Below are 13,521 nucleotides of genomic sequence, written 5' to 3'. Positions count from 1 at the left end.
AAATAAAAGGTGGCGTATCCTTTGTCAAAAGCAAGAAAAGATAGTTTTCTTGAATTTTATAATAAACGGCTTTTTGTATAATTTGAATGTAACCTTTCCAGAACAGATTATTCCTTCTGAAAGTATTGAGATTGTAATTAATTTCTTACTCACTATTTTATACTCTGCATTTTTTAGCAAGGAGGCAGCAGTCATGGTCAATCAACACCTCTTTTTATTTGGCGGCTGTCCCCCGTTTACGCCCGGTTTGTGTAAAACGTTTGTCTCGTGTTTGAACGGGACAGGTCCCGTCGCGTTACTATATGTACCGCGTTCCGGTTCGTCCTGGTCGGACTATGCGCCAATCTATACGGAAGCGTTAACAGCTTGTGGCGCAACAGCATTTTTCCACTTGCCGTTGTCCGCAAGTCCAACAGCCGACCAACTCGAGCAGCTGAGTGCCTGTGCCGGCATCATCATCTCGGGTGGCGAGACGGAACGGTATCAACAATTCATCGTGCACACGCCAATCGGAGCTATCATTCAAGAACGGTTTCAGCAAGGCGTCCCGGTCGTCGGATTTTCTGCCGGTGCCTTACTGACACCGAGCGAATGCCGGATTCCTGCAATTGATCAACGCGAGGGCAAGGCGTTAGTCCTTGAAGGGCTGAGTCTAGTGGACGCTGTGATTTCCGTCCATTATGATACGTGGCAAGAAGAGACAAACTTGTTGCAGGCGTTTGAGACAACAATGAGTCGATTCGGCTACGGCTTACCGGAACGAGCTGGCATTCATCTCCAGAATGGTCAGCTCGTGCAACAGGAAGGACCTGAAGCTGTCCTTCTCAGACAAAAGGAGGAGATGACATGATGACGATCGTAACCGCTGTGAAAGGCATCGTTCGATACGACAACCGGATATTGATCGTCCAGCGTGCTGCCGCCGATTCCGGTGGCGGGACATGGGAATGTCCGGGCGGGAAAATTGATTTCGGTGAGCAGCCGGAAGACAGTCTGATTCGGGAAATCGAGGAAGAAACAGGTTTGACGGTCATCGTCGACCGCATTGCTTACGCTTCGAGCCTGTTGACCCATCCTGACCGCCAAGTCATCCTGCTGGTCTACTTCTGTACAACTGCGACCGGCACTGTCGAACTGTCCGACGAACATGACGCGTATCTGTGGGCTGACGAATCGATGATCCGTAAGCAGATTGCCCCAAGCATCTTAGCCGACTTTGAACGACATCAGATTTTCCCGCAATTGGTTTCATCTTAAAGACACTTCTGCCTTATATGAATCCAACACCGGACGATATCTGTTCGGACACGCCACGTTTTTGTGGCGTGTTTTTTGGTGTACGCACTATTTCTTTTGCCACGGTACTCTAAAAAGTCGTATTTTTGTTGAAATGGCTCCCATCATATATTTAATTTGGTTAATTATTTAAAATCACCTTGTATTCGAACGCAAAGATTCCTAGAATGAACGAGTATGTCACGGAAAAGGAGTCGAATAATGAAACACACACTTACATACTTCACTTTACCACTGGCCGCTCTTCTGTTAACGGGATGCGCGACGGAAGAATCAGCTTCGCAAGAGCCGAAAGTCGAGCAACAGACTGTCCAGAAGGAAGCACCCGAAAAGGCTGAACCTGTTCAAAAAGAAACGGACCCGGAAGACTCCGCTCCCTCAAAGAAGGCTGACACAAAATCCGCAGAACCAACAGCTCCTTTTTCTAATAAAGCCCTGTTCTCCGGTTACAAACAGATCAATGTCGACGGGGGTGATCTGTCGGGAAACCGGGAGCCAAACGTCGTCGTTGATATCGGATTCGGTGACCGGAAGTATTGGGCGTTTACGAACGAACACGCCCAACTCGTCAAAGTCGTCGCCAAAGAAATCACCTTACAACATGATTCAGAGAAAATGACGCCATCCGGCCGTTACTATTCGGACGAAGCAAAAGTCCCGGGTGTTGAAGATGCTCAGTTAGACGAGGGACACATCATCGCCGATTCACTTGGCGGTGTCTCGAACGCCTATAACATCACCCCGCAAGACAGTACGCTCAACCGGCACGGGGATCAAGCCTACATGGAGAACAGTATTCGCCAAGCCGGTGACGTGACGGATTTTGAAGCTGTCATCACCTATCCCGACACGAAAACACAAATCCCGTCGCACTATCACTATACGTATACGTTAAAAGGGAACGTCATCGCCGATGACTTCGACAACGTGAATCCGGATGAAGTGAATGCGGCACTCGGTTTGACAGAAGAAAAGGACAGCACACCTAAACAAGCAGTCGAGCCGAAGACTGAGCCAAACGTCAATAGCGGCGAGGGGGATGTCTCGACCGTCGACACCAACGGCAACGGACAAGTCACGATCCAAGAGGCAAAAGACGCCGGTTTCCGCATGCCGATTACGGATGACCATTGGCTGTACTCCCACATGCGGGACAATGACCAGGATGGGATGGTCGGCGAATAATTGATAGACTCAACACAAACAGGCGGACTCCGAGGAGCCCGCCTGTTTGTGTTGGATTATTCTTCGCTGTAGCCGACCACCTTGTTCCGTCCCGTCTGTTTCGCTTGATAAAGGGACTGATCTGCCTTTTGGACGACTTCAAACGATGTCTCGCCTTGATCCGACGAGGCCGCCCCGATCGATAACGTGACATGGAATGCCGGATACGTGCTGAAGACGAAATGTTGATCCGCACACGCCGAGCGAATCGTTTCACCGAGCCGGACGGCTTCTTTGAGCGTAATATCCGGCAATAACAAGACAAACTCTTCTCCACCGTAACGACCGACCATCGCCTGATCCGGACAACAGTGTTCGAGCAGATGACTCAATTGACGTAAGACGACGTCACCCCCGTCATGGCCATATGTATCATTGACCGACTTAAAAAAGTCGATGTCGACGATCAAGACGGAAAAGGCAAAACCATCTTTGTCATAAGACGCAAGGGTCTCGTCGAGTTTACGCCGGTTCGCAAGATTCGTCAGACCGTCCGTCAAGGCAAGCTCCTGTTGCATCTGAACGAACTGGAAATGTTTCCGTAGCTCCTGTAGGAAACGATACGTGACATAGCCTCCAAGAAGAATGAAGATGATATAGACGAGTGAAATTTCGAGAAACCGAGTGAATGTTTCTGTTAATAAATAGAGTGCCGGTAGGCTATAACCGATCCCAATCACAATCAAAATCAAATAGTCTTTGAGCGTATGGGACGCAAAGCGACGGTAAACGCTCGCCGTGACGAGTAAAGCGCTACAAATCAGAGCCGTTAAAATCAACCCTTCATAAGCGCCCGGTGGTGTGATGATGAAACGTGCCCCAATGATTGCGACCATCGTGATACCACCACTGACCCACCCTCCGTAATAAAAGGCGGTCACGAGGGCGACGAGTCGTAAATCAACTTTTGCCCCGTCATAGGTGACGCTGTTCAGGACAAGTAATACACTGATCAAACCGGCAATCACTCCAACAATCAGCCGAATCCGAATCGGAGACGTCGGTGAAATCCGTTTGATGTGCCGGAGCGGTAAAAAGGCAAACAAGAGTGATGTAATCAACAATGAAAAATTCAACAGAAACTGATTAAACTGACTCAACATGATATACGGACATCCCTTCGTCTGACAAACTCCCTACTCTGTATAGTTCTTTATCGGATCGTTTACTTCCTGTTTTGACCATGCCAGAGGTTTCCATTTTTTTGATGAGGGAAACATTCCATACAGGCTTTGCCTATTTTGGATAAGGGGGATTATTATAATGGACATGAAAGAAGAAAAACGTAAGAGTAAGATGCCGTTCTTTATTATTCTCGCCATTGTAGTTTTTGTCATCGTCGTTGCCGCTTTGATCATCTATGTCACGTCCGAGCCAAAAGAAGAAACCCGGCAGGTGTTACAGATGATGACAACAAGTTTCGTCTCGTCTTACTTACCACATGCAAGCTGACACCAGACATCCTCGGATGTCTTTTTTTGTGTAGCAAACCTTTACAAGAACACTACGGTTTCTTCATACAATCTACCCCTTCACTTTCCGATAGGAAGAATGGAGGAGATGAGACTGATGAAGCAACCTACAGAGAAAAAAAGACTGCTCGCCCAACAATTGAATAACTGGTTGATCCCGATCGTCGCGGCGGGGCTCTTAGTGATCAGCGCACTAAGTGTCGAAGAGTTATACCGGACCTCGACGAAGTCCGTCAGTGAACGGCTCGAACGGGAGATGACGATGCTTGATGCCAATATCCGTTCGATCTACTTAGCCTATCCGGAAGACGAACAGGAGCGGACACGCGCCATCAAACGTTTGAAGAATCAGCAACTCGCAGATATGGCACGCGACGACTATGATGCGGCCATCCAGTCGTTAGCGACAAAAAACGTAGCCATCCAGCCGTTAGCGTTGACGACGAAACAGAAAAAAGACGTCACGCAACAATTGAAGAAAACACGCGTGATGACGTTTACGAGTAACGATCGATTCGTTCTCGCCATGTCGATTCCAGAAGTCAATGATGTGTTGTTTTTATCGGTCGATCAAGCACGATTGGTCGCGCCTGCTAAGGCACTCGCCTTGAAACTCGGTGTGCTCGGAATCATCGTCCTGTGTTTCGTCAGCCTGTTGATCCGCGCCCGTATCAAAAAACAACTGGCGCCCTTGTCCGTCCTCTCGTTAAAAATCGAGGAGGCCTATGCGAGACGAACCTATCAACCGATCCAGATCCACTCGACGACCTTTGAATTACAGCAACTGACCCATCAATACAATCAACTGATGCAGCAAGTCGGAACCTTAACGCAAGAAATCGCGATTGCGAGCGAACGACTCGAAGCGACGCAACCCGGTTTTTCCGCACAGCTCGACTCGATTGATGCATCCGTCCTTGCCGTTCATCAGGTGGCGACGTCTTTGACGGACCAGTCGACTCAGATGGAGCAGATTGTCGAAGAATCGAGCCGATCCCTTACGACCTCGATCGATGCACTCGCGACGATGGATCAATCGATTCAGACCAGTCACCAACGGGTCATCACCTTTAATGACGCAGCAACGTCCAGTCATCAAATCCTTGAGTCGTTGCAACAAGATACGACGTTGCTGCAAACTTTGTCGTCGAAGACGTCACACTCGCTTGAAGACGCAACGGTACGCAATCAGCAAATGAACGCATCGATCCGTTACATCCAACAAGTAGCGGAAGCGACACGACGCTTATCGCTCAACGCCTTGATCGAAGCAACCCGCGCCGGCGAAGAAGGCCGCGGTTTCGTCATCGTCGCCAAAGAAGTCGAATCGCTTGCGCTCGATATCAAACGGAGCATCGATCAGATCAATCAAGCCAATCGCGATTTGACGGCCAGCATCGGGCAGATCGAACAAGATGTCTTGCAGATGACGACACAAATCGAGACGACCCACAAACAGCTTGAACAAAGCACTCGACAGATGGTTTCCGTTCTGCATAATGCTCAACTGATTGAAGCCTCACTCGTTCAGGTCGAGACGGACCGGACACTGGTCCATTCGTTGCAACCGCGAATCCGGGAACATTTCCAGCTGATTCAGACGATTTTGCTGGAATTGACTACCTACAGTCAGGCTCTTGAAACCAATATTCAAGCGAACAGCGAACGACAACGTGAACTAAAGTCGCATGGTCATATCATCGGCGAACAAATCGAGTCCCTCAACCGGACGATTGTCGGACATAATGATTAAACTAAATATGATTTATAATCCTAATGAAAAATGATTTTATTTTGAAAATAATTGTATTTACTTACAAATATGAAATCCCTTATAATATTTTGGATATTATTTTAAATTTAAGGAGATTTTCATGTAATGGATGAAACTACATCAAAAGACGAGAAAAAGAAGAAACGTGGATGTTGCGGGTGTGGATGCTTAATCTTTATTATTTTAATTTTGTTAGGGGCTTGCGGAGCTTTCATAGGGACTGATTCTGATAAAGACAATGAGTACAAAAATGAAAGTTCAAAGTCTAGCATCGAAAAAAAAGTAGACGCAGATGATAAGGAAAAAGCTGATACGGAATCTAAATCAAAAGATGATGCTGACACCAAAGCGAAAGCGGACGCTAAAGCGAAAGCTGACGCCAAAGCGAAAGCTGACGCCAAAGCGAAAGCTGATGCCAAAGAGAAAGCAGATGAAGATGATGCCAAAGCGAAAGCTGATGCCAAAGCGAAAGCTGATGCTACAGCATGCCTGAATATACGTGGAAACGTCTCTAGTTCTGGTGAAAAAATTTATCACCTTCCAAATCAAAGATTTTATGAAAAGACAGAACCTGAAGAAACTTTTTGCACAGAGAGTGCAGCTCGTAGTGCAGGCTATAGAAAGTCTAAAATTTAATTTGCACTCAGTGTATACAATAAAGAGCAAACTCCAATTTAGAGTTTGCTCTTTACTGATTATTCAACTAATATACTGGGCTTCCTTCTTATCGATGATGTTGCGAATCCGATTTTCCGTCACCTGATAGGTCAACGCCAACCGGCGAATCGAAAGCCCGGTTTGATAGCGACGCCGAATGTCCCGGATCTGCCGCGGCGACAATTCGATGTGTTGCGTCAATAACAGGTCGAATTCGTCGAGGAGCGACGCATACGCCTGAGTCGTTGACGGTTTAACGGTCAGATTATCAATCTGATCGTTTACGCGATCACCGTCCGCCCGAATAATCCGGTCATGCGTGGCCTCCGAATCGAGAAACGCTTTGACGACGAGCTCGGCGACATAAAACCGTTCCCCGCGTCCTTGTTTGTACAACGTCACTTTTCGGTAACCTTCTTGATTGATCCGTGGGCGCAATACAACACCTTGCCGCCGTTGTTTAACACCACGACTCGTCTCGATGATCCGGTCGAGCGACCGGACATTTCCTGATGTCGAGACTTGATACATGCCTTCATAGCCCTGTACCGACTTCCAATGTTCCATATAGTCAATGACCTCCATTCGGTCCTAAAACGACAACATTTCCTACTGTCATTATATCATTTAACGAACAAATGTTCTAATATGAACACTCTGTTTTTCTGTGCTAGTATTAACAAAAAAAGGAAGAGGTGTCAGGGATGAAGTTTGTCATGCTACTCGGTCCGCAAGCTGTCGGCAAAATGACGATTGGTCAGGAACTCGAACAAAAAACGGGCATGAAATTATTCCACAACCATCAGACGATCGACTTGTTGCATCCGTACTTTGACTTTACAAAACCGGCACATCATAAGCTGAAGGACTTGATCCGGCGGGAGATGTTCAAGGAAATGGCCGTCAGTGATCTCGAAGGAGTGATCTTTACATTTTTGTGCCTGTTTGGCGTCGAAGACGGCGGCATCGAATTCATCGAAGAGACCGTTCAATTGTTTGAAGAGGCCGGTGCCGAAGTCTTCATCGTTGAACTGGAAGCTGAACTGTCCACCCGTCTTGCCCGGAATCAGACGGAAAACCGCTTACTCCATAAGTTCACGAAACGGGACATCGTTGCGTCGGAAGCCAACTTGCTTGAAACCGCTGAACAGTACCGGACGCACTCACTCCCGGGAGAGTTGCCGTATCTGAATTATTTACGGCTCGATACCGAGGGCCGTTCAGCCGGCGAAAGTGCCGAGACGATTTGCCGACACTTCAACTGGTCAACGAATCTGGTCGAACGATGATGCGGTCCAAGCAAACGTATTTTCCGGTTTTCTTGACGCTCGGTTTGCTGCTGTTTAACATGTTGACGTCCTATTTACTGAGTGGACGGTTTTTCCCGAATCTGAGCCTGTGGGTGCCGATCGGTCTCAACATCTTGGTCGGACTCGGGTATATCGTTTCGCTGGTGCTTGGTCTCCGCTCAAGCAATAACTACGTCAAATGGTTCAGCCTACTTGCGAACATTGCCTTTTTGCTGTCGTTATCGGTCATCACTTTTTTGTTGTTGCTCGCAAACGGCATGTCAGAACCGTAATCCAAACACGAAAAACCGTCTGTTCAGAAGCTTGTTTTCTGAACAGACGGTTTTATTTTTTCCTACTCAAAAGAATCGTCGACTCCACTCGACTTCTACAGGAAAAGGAAGCGTGCTTCGAGACCCGGTCATCCTCGGACGACCTCGGCTTGCGTTCCGCCTGAGAAAAGCGAGTGGAGAAAAGACGATTCTTTTTTTGCGTTCTTTAATGCGTCAAGTCACGACGAAAGACCAATCCGTCAGCATAAAAGCCATTTCGGAGCCAAACCTCTGCTTCTCCGTCCTGTCCCGTCACGAACGGCAATAACAACGTCCGGGCGAGATACGCAAGGATGACCGTCAACGCTTCTTGGATGTATCCGGCTCGGTCGGTCGGATCGATTGCGTCATAGCTGAGTTGCCGACCGCTGAACTGAATCGTTGCAATCTGTTGTTTGTCCCGTGTCTGTAATGTCCAGACACAACCGTCCGTCGTATCTGCTGCCTCAATATACAAGCGGGACGTCGTAAAGTCAGGATGTCGACCGGTCATCATGTTTCCTCCTCCGTAACGACAAATGTCGCCGTCGCATAGGCTTCTCCGTTAATTAAAATCGTTAATTGGTGCGTACCCGAATAGTGGACCCGCGTCGTCAAATTCCGGAATGACTGCCGTTTCGTAAAGGTCTCCTTGTCACGGACCTGCCGTTCGCTGATCCGAAAAACTTTTTGACTCGTCCCCCGCTGTTTGACATAGTCGATCGCATATTCGATTCTGAGGATTTGCGGTTCGGTTGTCGCGAGGGTAAATGTAAACGTCAGTTCCCCGCCAATCGGCAATGTGGGTGTCACTGTCAGTTCGTCGACCGTCACCGTCCCCCGCGTGACGAGACCAAACGCCTTCAAGACTTCCGGATGTCCTTGTTTCAGGAGTGTCCGTGAGGCATGCCGTAAAATCCAGTCCGTATGCGGATGGGTCCCGAGTTGTTCCAACCGTTCGATGACGAGTTCCGGATGGGTCTTCGCGATATCGTTTAACTGATTGGCGACACTTTTGCGGACGTAAAGCGCCTCGTCCTGCAACAAGTCATCTAAAATCGGCAGGACCGGGCGTGGATCAGCAATCAACGCCGGAATCCGTTGTCCCCACGGTAGGCGCGGACGGGTTCCTTCTGATGCCAAGCGCCGGACGTGCTCGTCACTCGACTGACTCCACCGCGTCGCCACCTCTAAAAACCGCTCTTGATCTTCGAGCAGAAACCGCCGGACGGCAAACTCCGACGTCGAGTGCCGAGTCAACCGTTCCAGTGCTAACATTGCCCGGTCCCAGGCATCACTCGGCGCATAAACTTCGATGTAGTCCGGAAAAACGATGCCCGGCAGTCCCGGAAATTCCGGGGCAATCGTTTCGAGGTGCGTTGCCGCTTGCTCAAAGTCAGCCGGTAAATAACGGTTGAGTTCTGTCGCAATCCGGCGGACCCGTTGCTTAAACGCCAGCTCCTCCCAGTCACCTTGTTGAACGATGTCTCTAAAGTCCGGCGCCTGCACCGCTTCCCCCAATCGATTCAACCAGTCTGGTGTAAACACATCTTTAATCAAACTCATACATGATTCAATCCTCTCTTCGTCCGTTCTAATTTTAATAAGGCCGCTTTTCGTGCCAAGCCGCCGGCATATCCACCGAGATCGCCCGTCAAGCGGATGACCCGGTGACACGGAATGATCAGTGCCAGTTGGTTGGCGCCGTTTGCCCGGGCGACAGCACGGACGGCTGCCGGATTCCCGACGCGGACGGCGAGTTCCTGATAGGAAATCGTCTCACCCGCAGGAATTTGTTGCAACTGTTCCCAGACCTGTCTCTGAAACGGCGTCCCGTACAGGACGAGCGGGACCTCGAACCGGTCAAGCGTTCCCGCAAAGTACGCCTCCAGTTCAGCCGTCACCTGCTCAAACACCGGTGTTTCACCGGGAATGATGACGGCGCGGGCTGCGAGCCGCAGGCGTTCGACTTCCCGTTCCAGCCCCCGGCGGTCCACGAACTCCAGTAAGTGCAGTCCTTGTTCATCGGCAATCGCAAGCATCGGTCCGAGTGGCGTATCGAGCCACTTCGCCTGAAGGTAAGTTCCATCCCACCGTTTCGGTGTCTCGCCCATGATGCGGGCAAACGCATCCCGAAAGCCGCTGCTCGATTCGTAGCCGCTCGCCAGTTGGGCCTCGATGACCGGTTGCCCTTTCCGGATTTCTTTCATCGCCAGTCCCATTCGACGGGACCGGGCATATTCGACGAACGTCATCCCGAACCGTTTTTTGAACTGACGCCGGGCGGTCGAGGCATCGAGTCCCAGTTCACGGAAGTCGGCATCTTTGAACCGTTTCTCCGGATTCGCCTCGACGGCGGCAATCAATCGGCTGATGACGTCACTGTCACCGGGATAAGCCAGTGGTTTACAGCGTAAACACGGACGGTAGGAGGCAAGTAACGCCTCTTTTGCCGTCTCAAAAAATTCGCAGTTCTCCTGCTTCGGTTTCCGTGCGGGGCACGTCGGCCGGCAAAAGATTCCCGTCGTCTTGACCCCGACAAAAAACGTCCCTTCGTACGAGCTGTCGCGGCGGACGAGTGCTGCATAATAATCCGTTTCCGGTAAGGTATTCATCTTATGCCCTCCCCTTCTTTTCCTCAGTATACCGAGTTTACCACCCTGCATGTCGCCGAAAATCAGGCATCGATCTTTTCTTAAGACAAACTTAAGAAAACTCTCCTGTTTGTGAAAGATATGCCCTGTATCATCGATGGTATACTTCAAGAAGAAAGTAGGTTTCGCATGTTTGATTTTTTGAAAGAAGCCATCCAATCACCGAAAACGATTGGCGCGATTGCCCCAAGCAGTTCCCGGTTAGCGAACATGATGGCGCAGCGGGCGGTCGCTGATCGACCAGCCGTCATCGTCGAAGTCGGTGCCGGTGACGGCGCGATTACCCAAGCCTTATTGCGCGCGCGGCACCCGGAAACGACTTTATTGATTTGTGAACAAAATCCGGTGTTTCAAGAAGTCTTGGTGAAGCTGTTAGCTGATGAGACGAACGTCGAACTATTTATCGGCGACATCCAAAACTGTCCCAAAGACTGGCATCATCAGGCCGGTGTTCTGGTCAGCGGTTTACCGTTCGCATCGTTCCCGCTGCCGTTACGCCATGAGTTACTCGAAACCTTCCAGACCCTGTTGCAACCAGGCGGTCATTTCATCGCCTTTCAATATACCAAACTCCATTTCAAGACATTCCGCCGGTATTTCTTTGAGCACAGTTATTCCTACACACTGCAAAACATGCCGCCTGCCTATGTCTTCGAAGGTGTCCAAAAGGAGGAACTGCCGTGCCCACGATTTTAATCGTCGATGATGAAGCCGATATCCGGCAATTGTTGCGACTGTATCTCCAAAACGAAAATTATCTGATCTCGAAGCCGCAAACGGCGAAGAGGCCCTTGAGCTTGTTCAGCAACAGTCGATCGACCTGATGGTCCTTGATGTCATGATGCCGGTCCGGGACGGCTTTTCGACCGTCCAAGCCGTCCGGCAAGCGAACTATACCTTCCCGGTCCTGATGCTGACGGCAAAACAGGAGGATCTCGATAAAATCCAAGGGTTGACGTTCGGTGCCGATGACTACATCGGGAAACCGTTTAATCCGCTCGAAGTCATCGCCCGGATCAAGGCGATGCTCCGCCGGGTTGCCCAGTATCAAGTGCCGCTATCGGCAAGCAGCCTGCAAGTCGGTCCCTTCACCTTACGTCAGGAAGAGCGGGTCATCTTAAAAGAAACGACTCCCTTAGCATTGACACGCCGGGAGTTTGACTGCCTGGCGCTTTTATTGAATCATCCGCGTCGCGTTTTTTCAGCTGATGAATTGTACGAACGGATTTGGCAGGAGGAAGCGCTCGGTTCTGCGACTAATGCCGTCATGGTCCTGATTCATAAATTACGGGAAAAAATCGAGGACGTGCCGAAAGAGCCGCGTCACATCCAAACCGTTTGGGGCGTCGGCTATAAGGTCGAACCATGAGACGTTTCCGCTTCAAACTGACCTCCTGGATGACGGTCCTGTTGTTGGCCGCAGCATTTCTGAGTACAGTATTGGCCTGGTTGATCGCAAGCCAACTCCCGCTCGGAACAAAAAACGTTCCCCGTTATTATTATCCGACGGAACAGGACATCACGCAGCGGGTCGAACGCGATATCAAACGGTACGAATCCGGTCAGACTCCGAACGGTGATTATGAGTGGGCCGTCTATCGGTCCAACGGGACGCGGGTCGACGCCTCACCCGACTTTCCGCGGACGATGACCCCGAGTCGATTATTAGCTGTGCAAACGCCGGATGAACGGGAGCCGTCTGACGAATCGGAAGTGCGGACGTTACACCACATGCAGGCGATTAACCTGGGTGAACGTGCACCCGGTTATTTTCTTTCCATCGAAACGGTCACGCCCCGTCTGAATCAATACCAGGTCGGTAATTCAACGGCGTTTTTCATTTTACAATTGGTCTTGTTCATCTTATTTTTATTTGGCATGACCCGCTGGATTGCCGGTCTATTCCGCCAACTCGAGACACGGCTCGAACGGCTCGTCGAACCGGACTACGCCGTCAGTCCGCTGAGTCCGGTCAAAGGTCCGCGTGAGTTTAAAGCCTTTGCCCATTCGATTGAACGGGTCGGCGACGAACTGGATGTCCTCAGACGAAACGAGCGGGAACGTTTTACGGAACAACTCCGCCTGATCACCAGTCTGTCGCATGACTTACGGACTCCGTTGACATCGATTCAAGGATTCGTTCAGTGGTTGTCTGAACACCACACGACATTATCCGATCAGGAACGGACCGATGTGTTGGCAATCGTCAGCCGGCAATCGGAGACGCTTGCCTCACGAATCGAAGAGCTGTTCATGCTCGCGAAACTGTCGAATAAAGATTATCCGGTGCACGTGACGTCACTTGATTTCGTGACGCTCCTGCATCAGGTCGCTGAACAACATCCGGAAACGACCTATCAATACGCGGGACCGGCTCATCTGACTGTTCAGGCTGATCCAAACTTGTTGCGGCGCTTAATCGAAAATCTTGTGCGCAATGCGACGCTTCACGGAACGGGTGATTTGTCGTTTGAAGTGCTCCAAGAAAGCGGTCACTTGACCTTCCGTTGCTCCAATGCCATCCCGGAGACCTTGACGCCTCATCAACTCACGGAACTGGCAACCCCTTTCGTCACGTCCGACATGTCACGGTTCAATGGTGGATCCGGCATTGGTCTGTCGATCATTGAACAAATCGTTGCCCGGCACAACGGGACGATGCAACTAACGTCGGAACAAAACCGGTTTATCGTCTCGATTGTCTTGCCGGATGCTTTTAAACATTGATGACGGTACAGGATGGACTCAAAAAAAATGAGTTCATCCTTTTTGGTTGTTACTGGTTCGACACTCCTTTTGAAATGGAATTCGATACACTAGAGAATGTCATTCTTTAGGCACAGT

At 49.9% G+C, this 13,521-nt stretch carries 16 protein-coding genes; 11 read left to right on the top strand and 5 right to left on the bottom strand.

The window, feature by feature from the left end; all coding sequences use genetic code 11:
* The first annotated feature begins 193 nt into the window (after positions 1–193).
* From BLD48_RS06230 to BLD48_RS06220, 3 genes are all read left to right on the top strand, one after another.
* A complete protein-coding gene (locus tag BLD48_RS06230; RefSeq protein WP_071499431.1) occupies positions 194–850 on the top strand; it encodes a Type 1 glutamine amidotransferase-like domain-containing protein in 657 nt (218 codons plus the stop codon).
* Positions 847–1,257 carry an NUDIX hydrolase gene (locus tag BLD48_RS06225; RefSeq protein WP_083412257.1) on the top strand — a complete coding sequence of 137 codons (411 nt, stop codon included), beginning with the start codon at positions 847–849 and terminating at the stop codon, positions 1,255–1,257. Before BLD48_RS06230 ends, BLD48_RS06225 begins: the two co-directional genes overlap by 4 nt.
* A 240-nt stretch (positions 1,258–1,497) precedes the next feature.
* Entirely contained in the window at positions 1,498–2,481 is a 984-nt protein-coding gene (locus tag BLD48_RS06220; RefSeq protein WP_071499430.1) for a DNA/RNA non-specific endonuclease, read from the top strand.
* 56 nt (positions 2,482–2,537) lie between these two features.
* On the opposite strand, the gene BLD48_RS06215 is transcribed toward BLD48_RS06220, so the two are convergent.
* Positions 2,538–3,623, bottom strand: a complete 1,086-nt coding sequence (locus BLD48_RS06215; RefSeq protein WP_071499429.1) for a GGDEF domain-containing protein — start codon at positions 3,621–3,623, stop codon at positions 2,538–2,540.
* 160 nt (positions 3,624–3,783) lie between these two features.
* Between BLD48_RS06215 and BLD48_RS06210 the strand changes: the two genes are divergently transcribed.
* From BLD48_RS06210 to BLD48_RS16375, 3 genes are all read left to right on the top strand, one after another.
* Positions 3,784–3,972 (top strand): hypothetical protein, encoded by a 189-nt coding sequence (locus BLD48_RS06210; protein WP_071499428.1) that lies wholly within the window; start codon positions 3,784–3,786, stop codon positions 3,970–3,972.
* A 117-nt stretch (positions 3,973–4,089) separates the two neighbouring features.
* Positions 4,090–5,745, top strand: a complete 1,656-nt coding sequence (locus BLD48_RS06205; RefSeq protein WP_071499427.1) for a methyl-accepting chemotaxis protein — start codon at positions 4,090–4,092, stop codon at positions 5,743–5,745.
* Positions 5,746–5,871: 126 nt separating this feature from the next.
* Complete coding sequence (locus tag BLD48_RS16375; RefSeq protein WP_071499426.1) at positions 5,872–6,402, top strand: sunset domain-containing protein; 531 nt, start codon at positions 5,872–5,874, stop codon at positions 6,400–6,402.
* A 63-nt stretch (positions 6,403–6,465) separates the two neighbouring features.
* Here BLD48_RS16375 and BLD48_RS06195 read toward each other — a convergent pair whose 3' ends face one another.
* On the bottom strand, positions 6,466–6,990 hold the full coding sequence (locus BLD48_RS06195; RefSeq protein WP_071499425.1) for an NUMOD4 domain-containing protein: 525 nt from the start codon (positions 6,988–6,990) through the stop codon (positions 6,466–6,468).
* 137 nt (positions 6,991–7,127) lie between these two features.
* Here BLD48_RS06195 and BLD48_RS06190 point away from each other — a divergent pair, with 137 nt between their 5' ends.
* Entirely contained in the window at positions 7,128–7,712 is a 585-nt protein-coding gene (locus BLD48_RS06190) for a DEAD/DEAH box helicase family protein (protein ID WP_071499424.1), read from the top strand.
* Positions 7,709–8,005 carry a hypothetical protein gene (locus BLD48_RS06185; RefSeq protein ID WP_071499423.1) on the top strand — a complete coding sequence of 99 codons (297 nt, stop codon included), beginning with the start codon at positions 7,709–7,711 and terminating at the stop codon, positions 8,003–8,005. The genes BLD48_RS06190 and BLD48_RS06185 overlap by 4 nt, the downstream gene beginning before the upstream one ends.
* Before the next feature lie 205 nt (positions 8,006–8,210).
* Here BLD48_RS06185 and BLD48_RS06180 read toward each other — a convergent pair whose 3' ends face one another.
* The 3 genes from BLD48_RS06180 to BLD48_RS06170 are packed head-to-tail and all read right to left on the bottom strand — an operon-like array spanning position 8,211 to position 10,638.
* The gene (locus tag BLD48_RS06180) at positions 8,211–8,537 is read right to left on the bottom strand and encodes a hypothetical protein (protein ID WP_071499422.1); all 327 of its coding nucleotides are present in this window, start codon (positions 8,535–8,537) and stop codon (positions 8,211–8,213) included.
* Complete coding sequence (locus BLD48_RS06175; protein WP_071499421.1) at positions 8,537–9,589, bottom strand: DNA alkylation repair protein; 1,053 nt, start codon at positions 9,587–9,589, stop codon at positions 8,537–8,539. The genes BLD48_RS06180 and BLD48_RS06175 overlap by 1 nt, the downstream gene beginning before the upstream one ends.
* The gene (locus BLD48_RS06170) at positions 9,586–10,638 is read right to left on the bottom strand and encodes a bifunctional transcriptional activator/DNA repair enzyme AdaA (protein ID WP_071499420.1); all 1,053 of its coding nucleotides are present in this window, start codon (positions 10,636–10,638) and stop codon (positions 9,586–9,588) included. The genes BLD48_RS06175 and BLD48_RS06170 overlap by 4 nt, the downstream gene beginning before the upstream one ends.
* A 168-nt stretch (positions 10,639–10,806) precedes the next feature.
* On the opposite strand from BLD48_RS06170, the gene BLD48_RS06165 reads away from it, so the two are divergent.
* Genes BLD48_RS06165 through BLD48_RS06155 form a run of 3 tightly spaced genes read left to right on the top strand, consistent with a single transcriptional unit; the run spans position 10,807 to position 13,404 of the window.
* Complete coding sequence (locus tag BLD48_RS06165) at positions 10,807–11,373, top strand: class I SAM-dependent methyltransferase (RefSeq protein WP_071499419.1); 567 nt, start codon at positions 10,807–10,809, stop codon at positions 11,371–11,373.
* 28 nt (positions 11,374–11,401) lie between these two features.
* Complete coding sequence (locus BLD48_RS06160; protein WP_369825749.1) at positions 11,402–12,046, top strand: response regulator transcription factor; 645 nt, start codon at positions 11,402–11,404, stop codon at positions 12,044–12,046.
* Entirely contained in the window at positions 12,043–13,404 is a 1,362-nt protein-coding gene (locus tag BLD48_RS06155) for a sensor histidine kinase (RefSeq protein WP_071499418.1), read from the top strand. The genes BLD48_RS06160 and BLD48_RS06155 overlap by 4 nt, the downstream gene beginning before the upstream one ends.
* Positions 13,405–13,521: the final 117 nt, after the last annotated feature.

Source organism: Exiguobacterium sp. KRL4, from assembly GCF_001870785.1.
GTDB lineage: Bacteria > Bacillota > Bacilli > Exiguobacteriales > Exiguobacteriaceae > Exiguobacterium_A.
The sequence above is the reverse complement of the archived record's forward strand: the minus strand, read 5'-3'. Positions and strand labels throughout refer to the sequence as shown.

What these genes read in the sequence shown, in the direction of transcription:
- BLD48_RS06195 (WP_071499425.1), bottom strand. Translation starts at nt 6,990, where the DNA reads ATGGAACATTGGAAGTCGGTACAGGGCTATGAAGGCATGTATCAAGTC.
- BLD48_RS06155 (WP_071499418.1), top strand. Translation starts at nt 12,043, where the DNA reads ATGAGACGTTTCCGCTTCAAACTGACCTCCTGGATGACGGTCCTGTTG.
- BLD48_RS06190 (WP_071499424.1), top strand. Translation starts at nt 7,128, where the DNA reads ATGAAGTTTGTCATGCTACTCGGTCCGCAAGCTGTCGGCAAAATGACG.
- BLD48_RS06205 (WP_071499427.1), top strand. Translation starts at nt 4,090, where the DNA reads ATGAAGCAACCTACAGAGAAAAAAAGACTGCTCGCCCAACAATTGAAT.
- BLD48_RS06185 (WP_071499423.1), top strand. Translation starts at nt 7,709, where the DNA reads ATGATGCGGTCCAAGCAAACGTATTTTCCGGTTTTCTTGACGCTCGGT.
- BLD48_RS06210 (WP_071499428.1), top strand. Translation starts at nt 3,784, where the DNA reads ATGGACATGAAAGAAGAAAAACGTAAGAGTAAGATGCCGTTCTTTATT.
- BLD48_RS06165 (WP_071499419.1), top strand. Translation starts at nt 10,807, where the DNA reads ATGTTTGATTTTTTGAAAGAAGCCATCCAATCACCGAAAACGATTGGC.
- BLD48_RS06175 (WP_071499421.1), bottom strand. Translation starts at nt 9,589, where the DNA reads ATGAGTTTGATTAAAGATGTGTTTACACCAGACTGGTTGAATCGATTG.
- BLD48_RS06170 (WP_071499420.1), bottom strand. Translation starts at nt 10,638, where the DNA reads ATGAATACCTTACCGGAAACGGATTATTATGCAGCACTCGTCCGCCGC.
- BLD48_RS06230 (WP_071499431.1), top strand. Translation starts at nt 194, where the DNA reads ATGGTCAATCAACACCTCTTTTTATTTGGCGGCTGTCCCCCGTTTACG.
- BLD48_RS06225 (WP_083412257.1), top strand. Translation starts at nt 847, where the DNA reads ATGATGACGATCGTAACCGCTGTGAAAGGCATCGTTCGATACGACAAC.
- BLD48_RS06180 (WP_071499422.1), bottom strand. Translation starts at nt 8,537, where the DNA reads ATGACCGGTCGACATCCTGACTTTACGACGTCCCGCTTGTATATTGAG.
- BLD48_RS06215 (WP_071499429.1), bottom strand. Translation starts at nt 3,623, where the DNA reads ATGTTGAGTCAGTTTAATCAGTTTCTGTTGAATTTTTCATTGTTGATT.
- BLD48_RS16375 (WP_071499426.1), top strand. Translation starts at nt 5,872, where the DNA reads ATGGATGAAACTACATCAAAAGACGAGAAAAAGAAGAAACGTGGATGT.
- BLD48_RS06220 (WP_071499430.1), top strand. Translation starts at nt 1,498, where the DNA reads ATGAAACACACACTTACATACTTCACTTTACCACTGGCCGCTCTTCTG.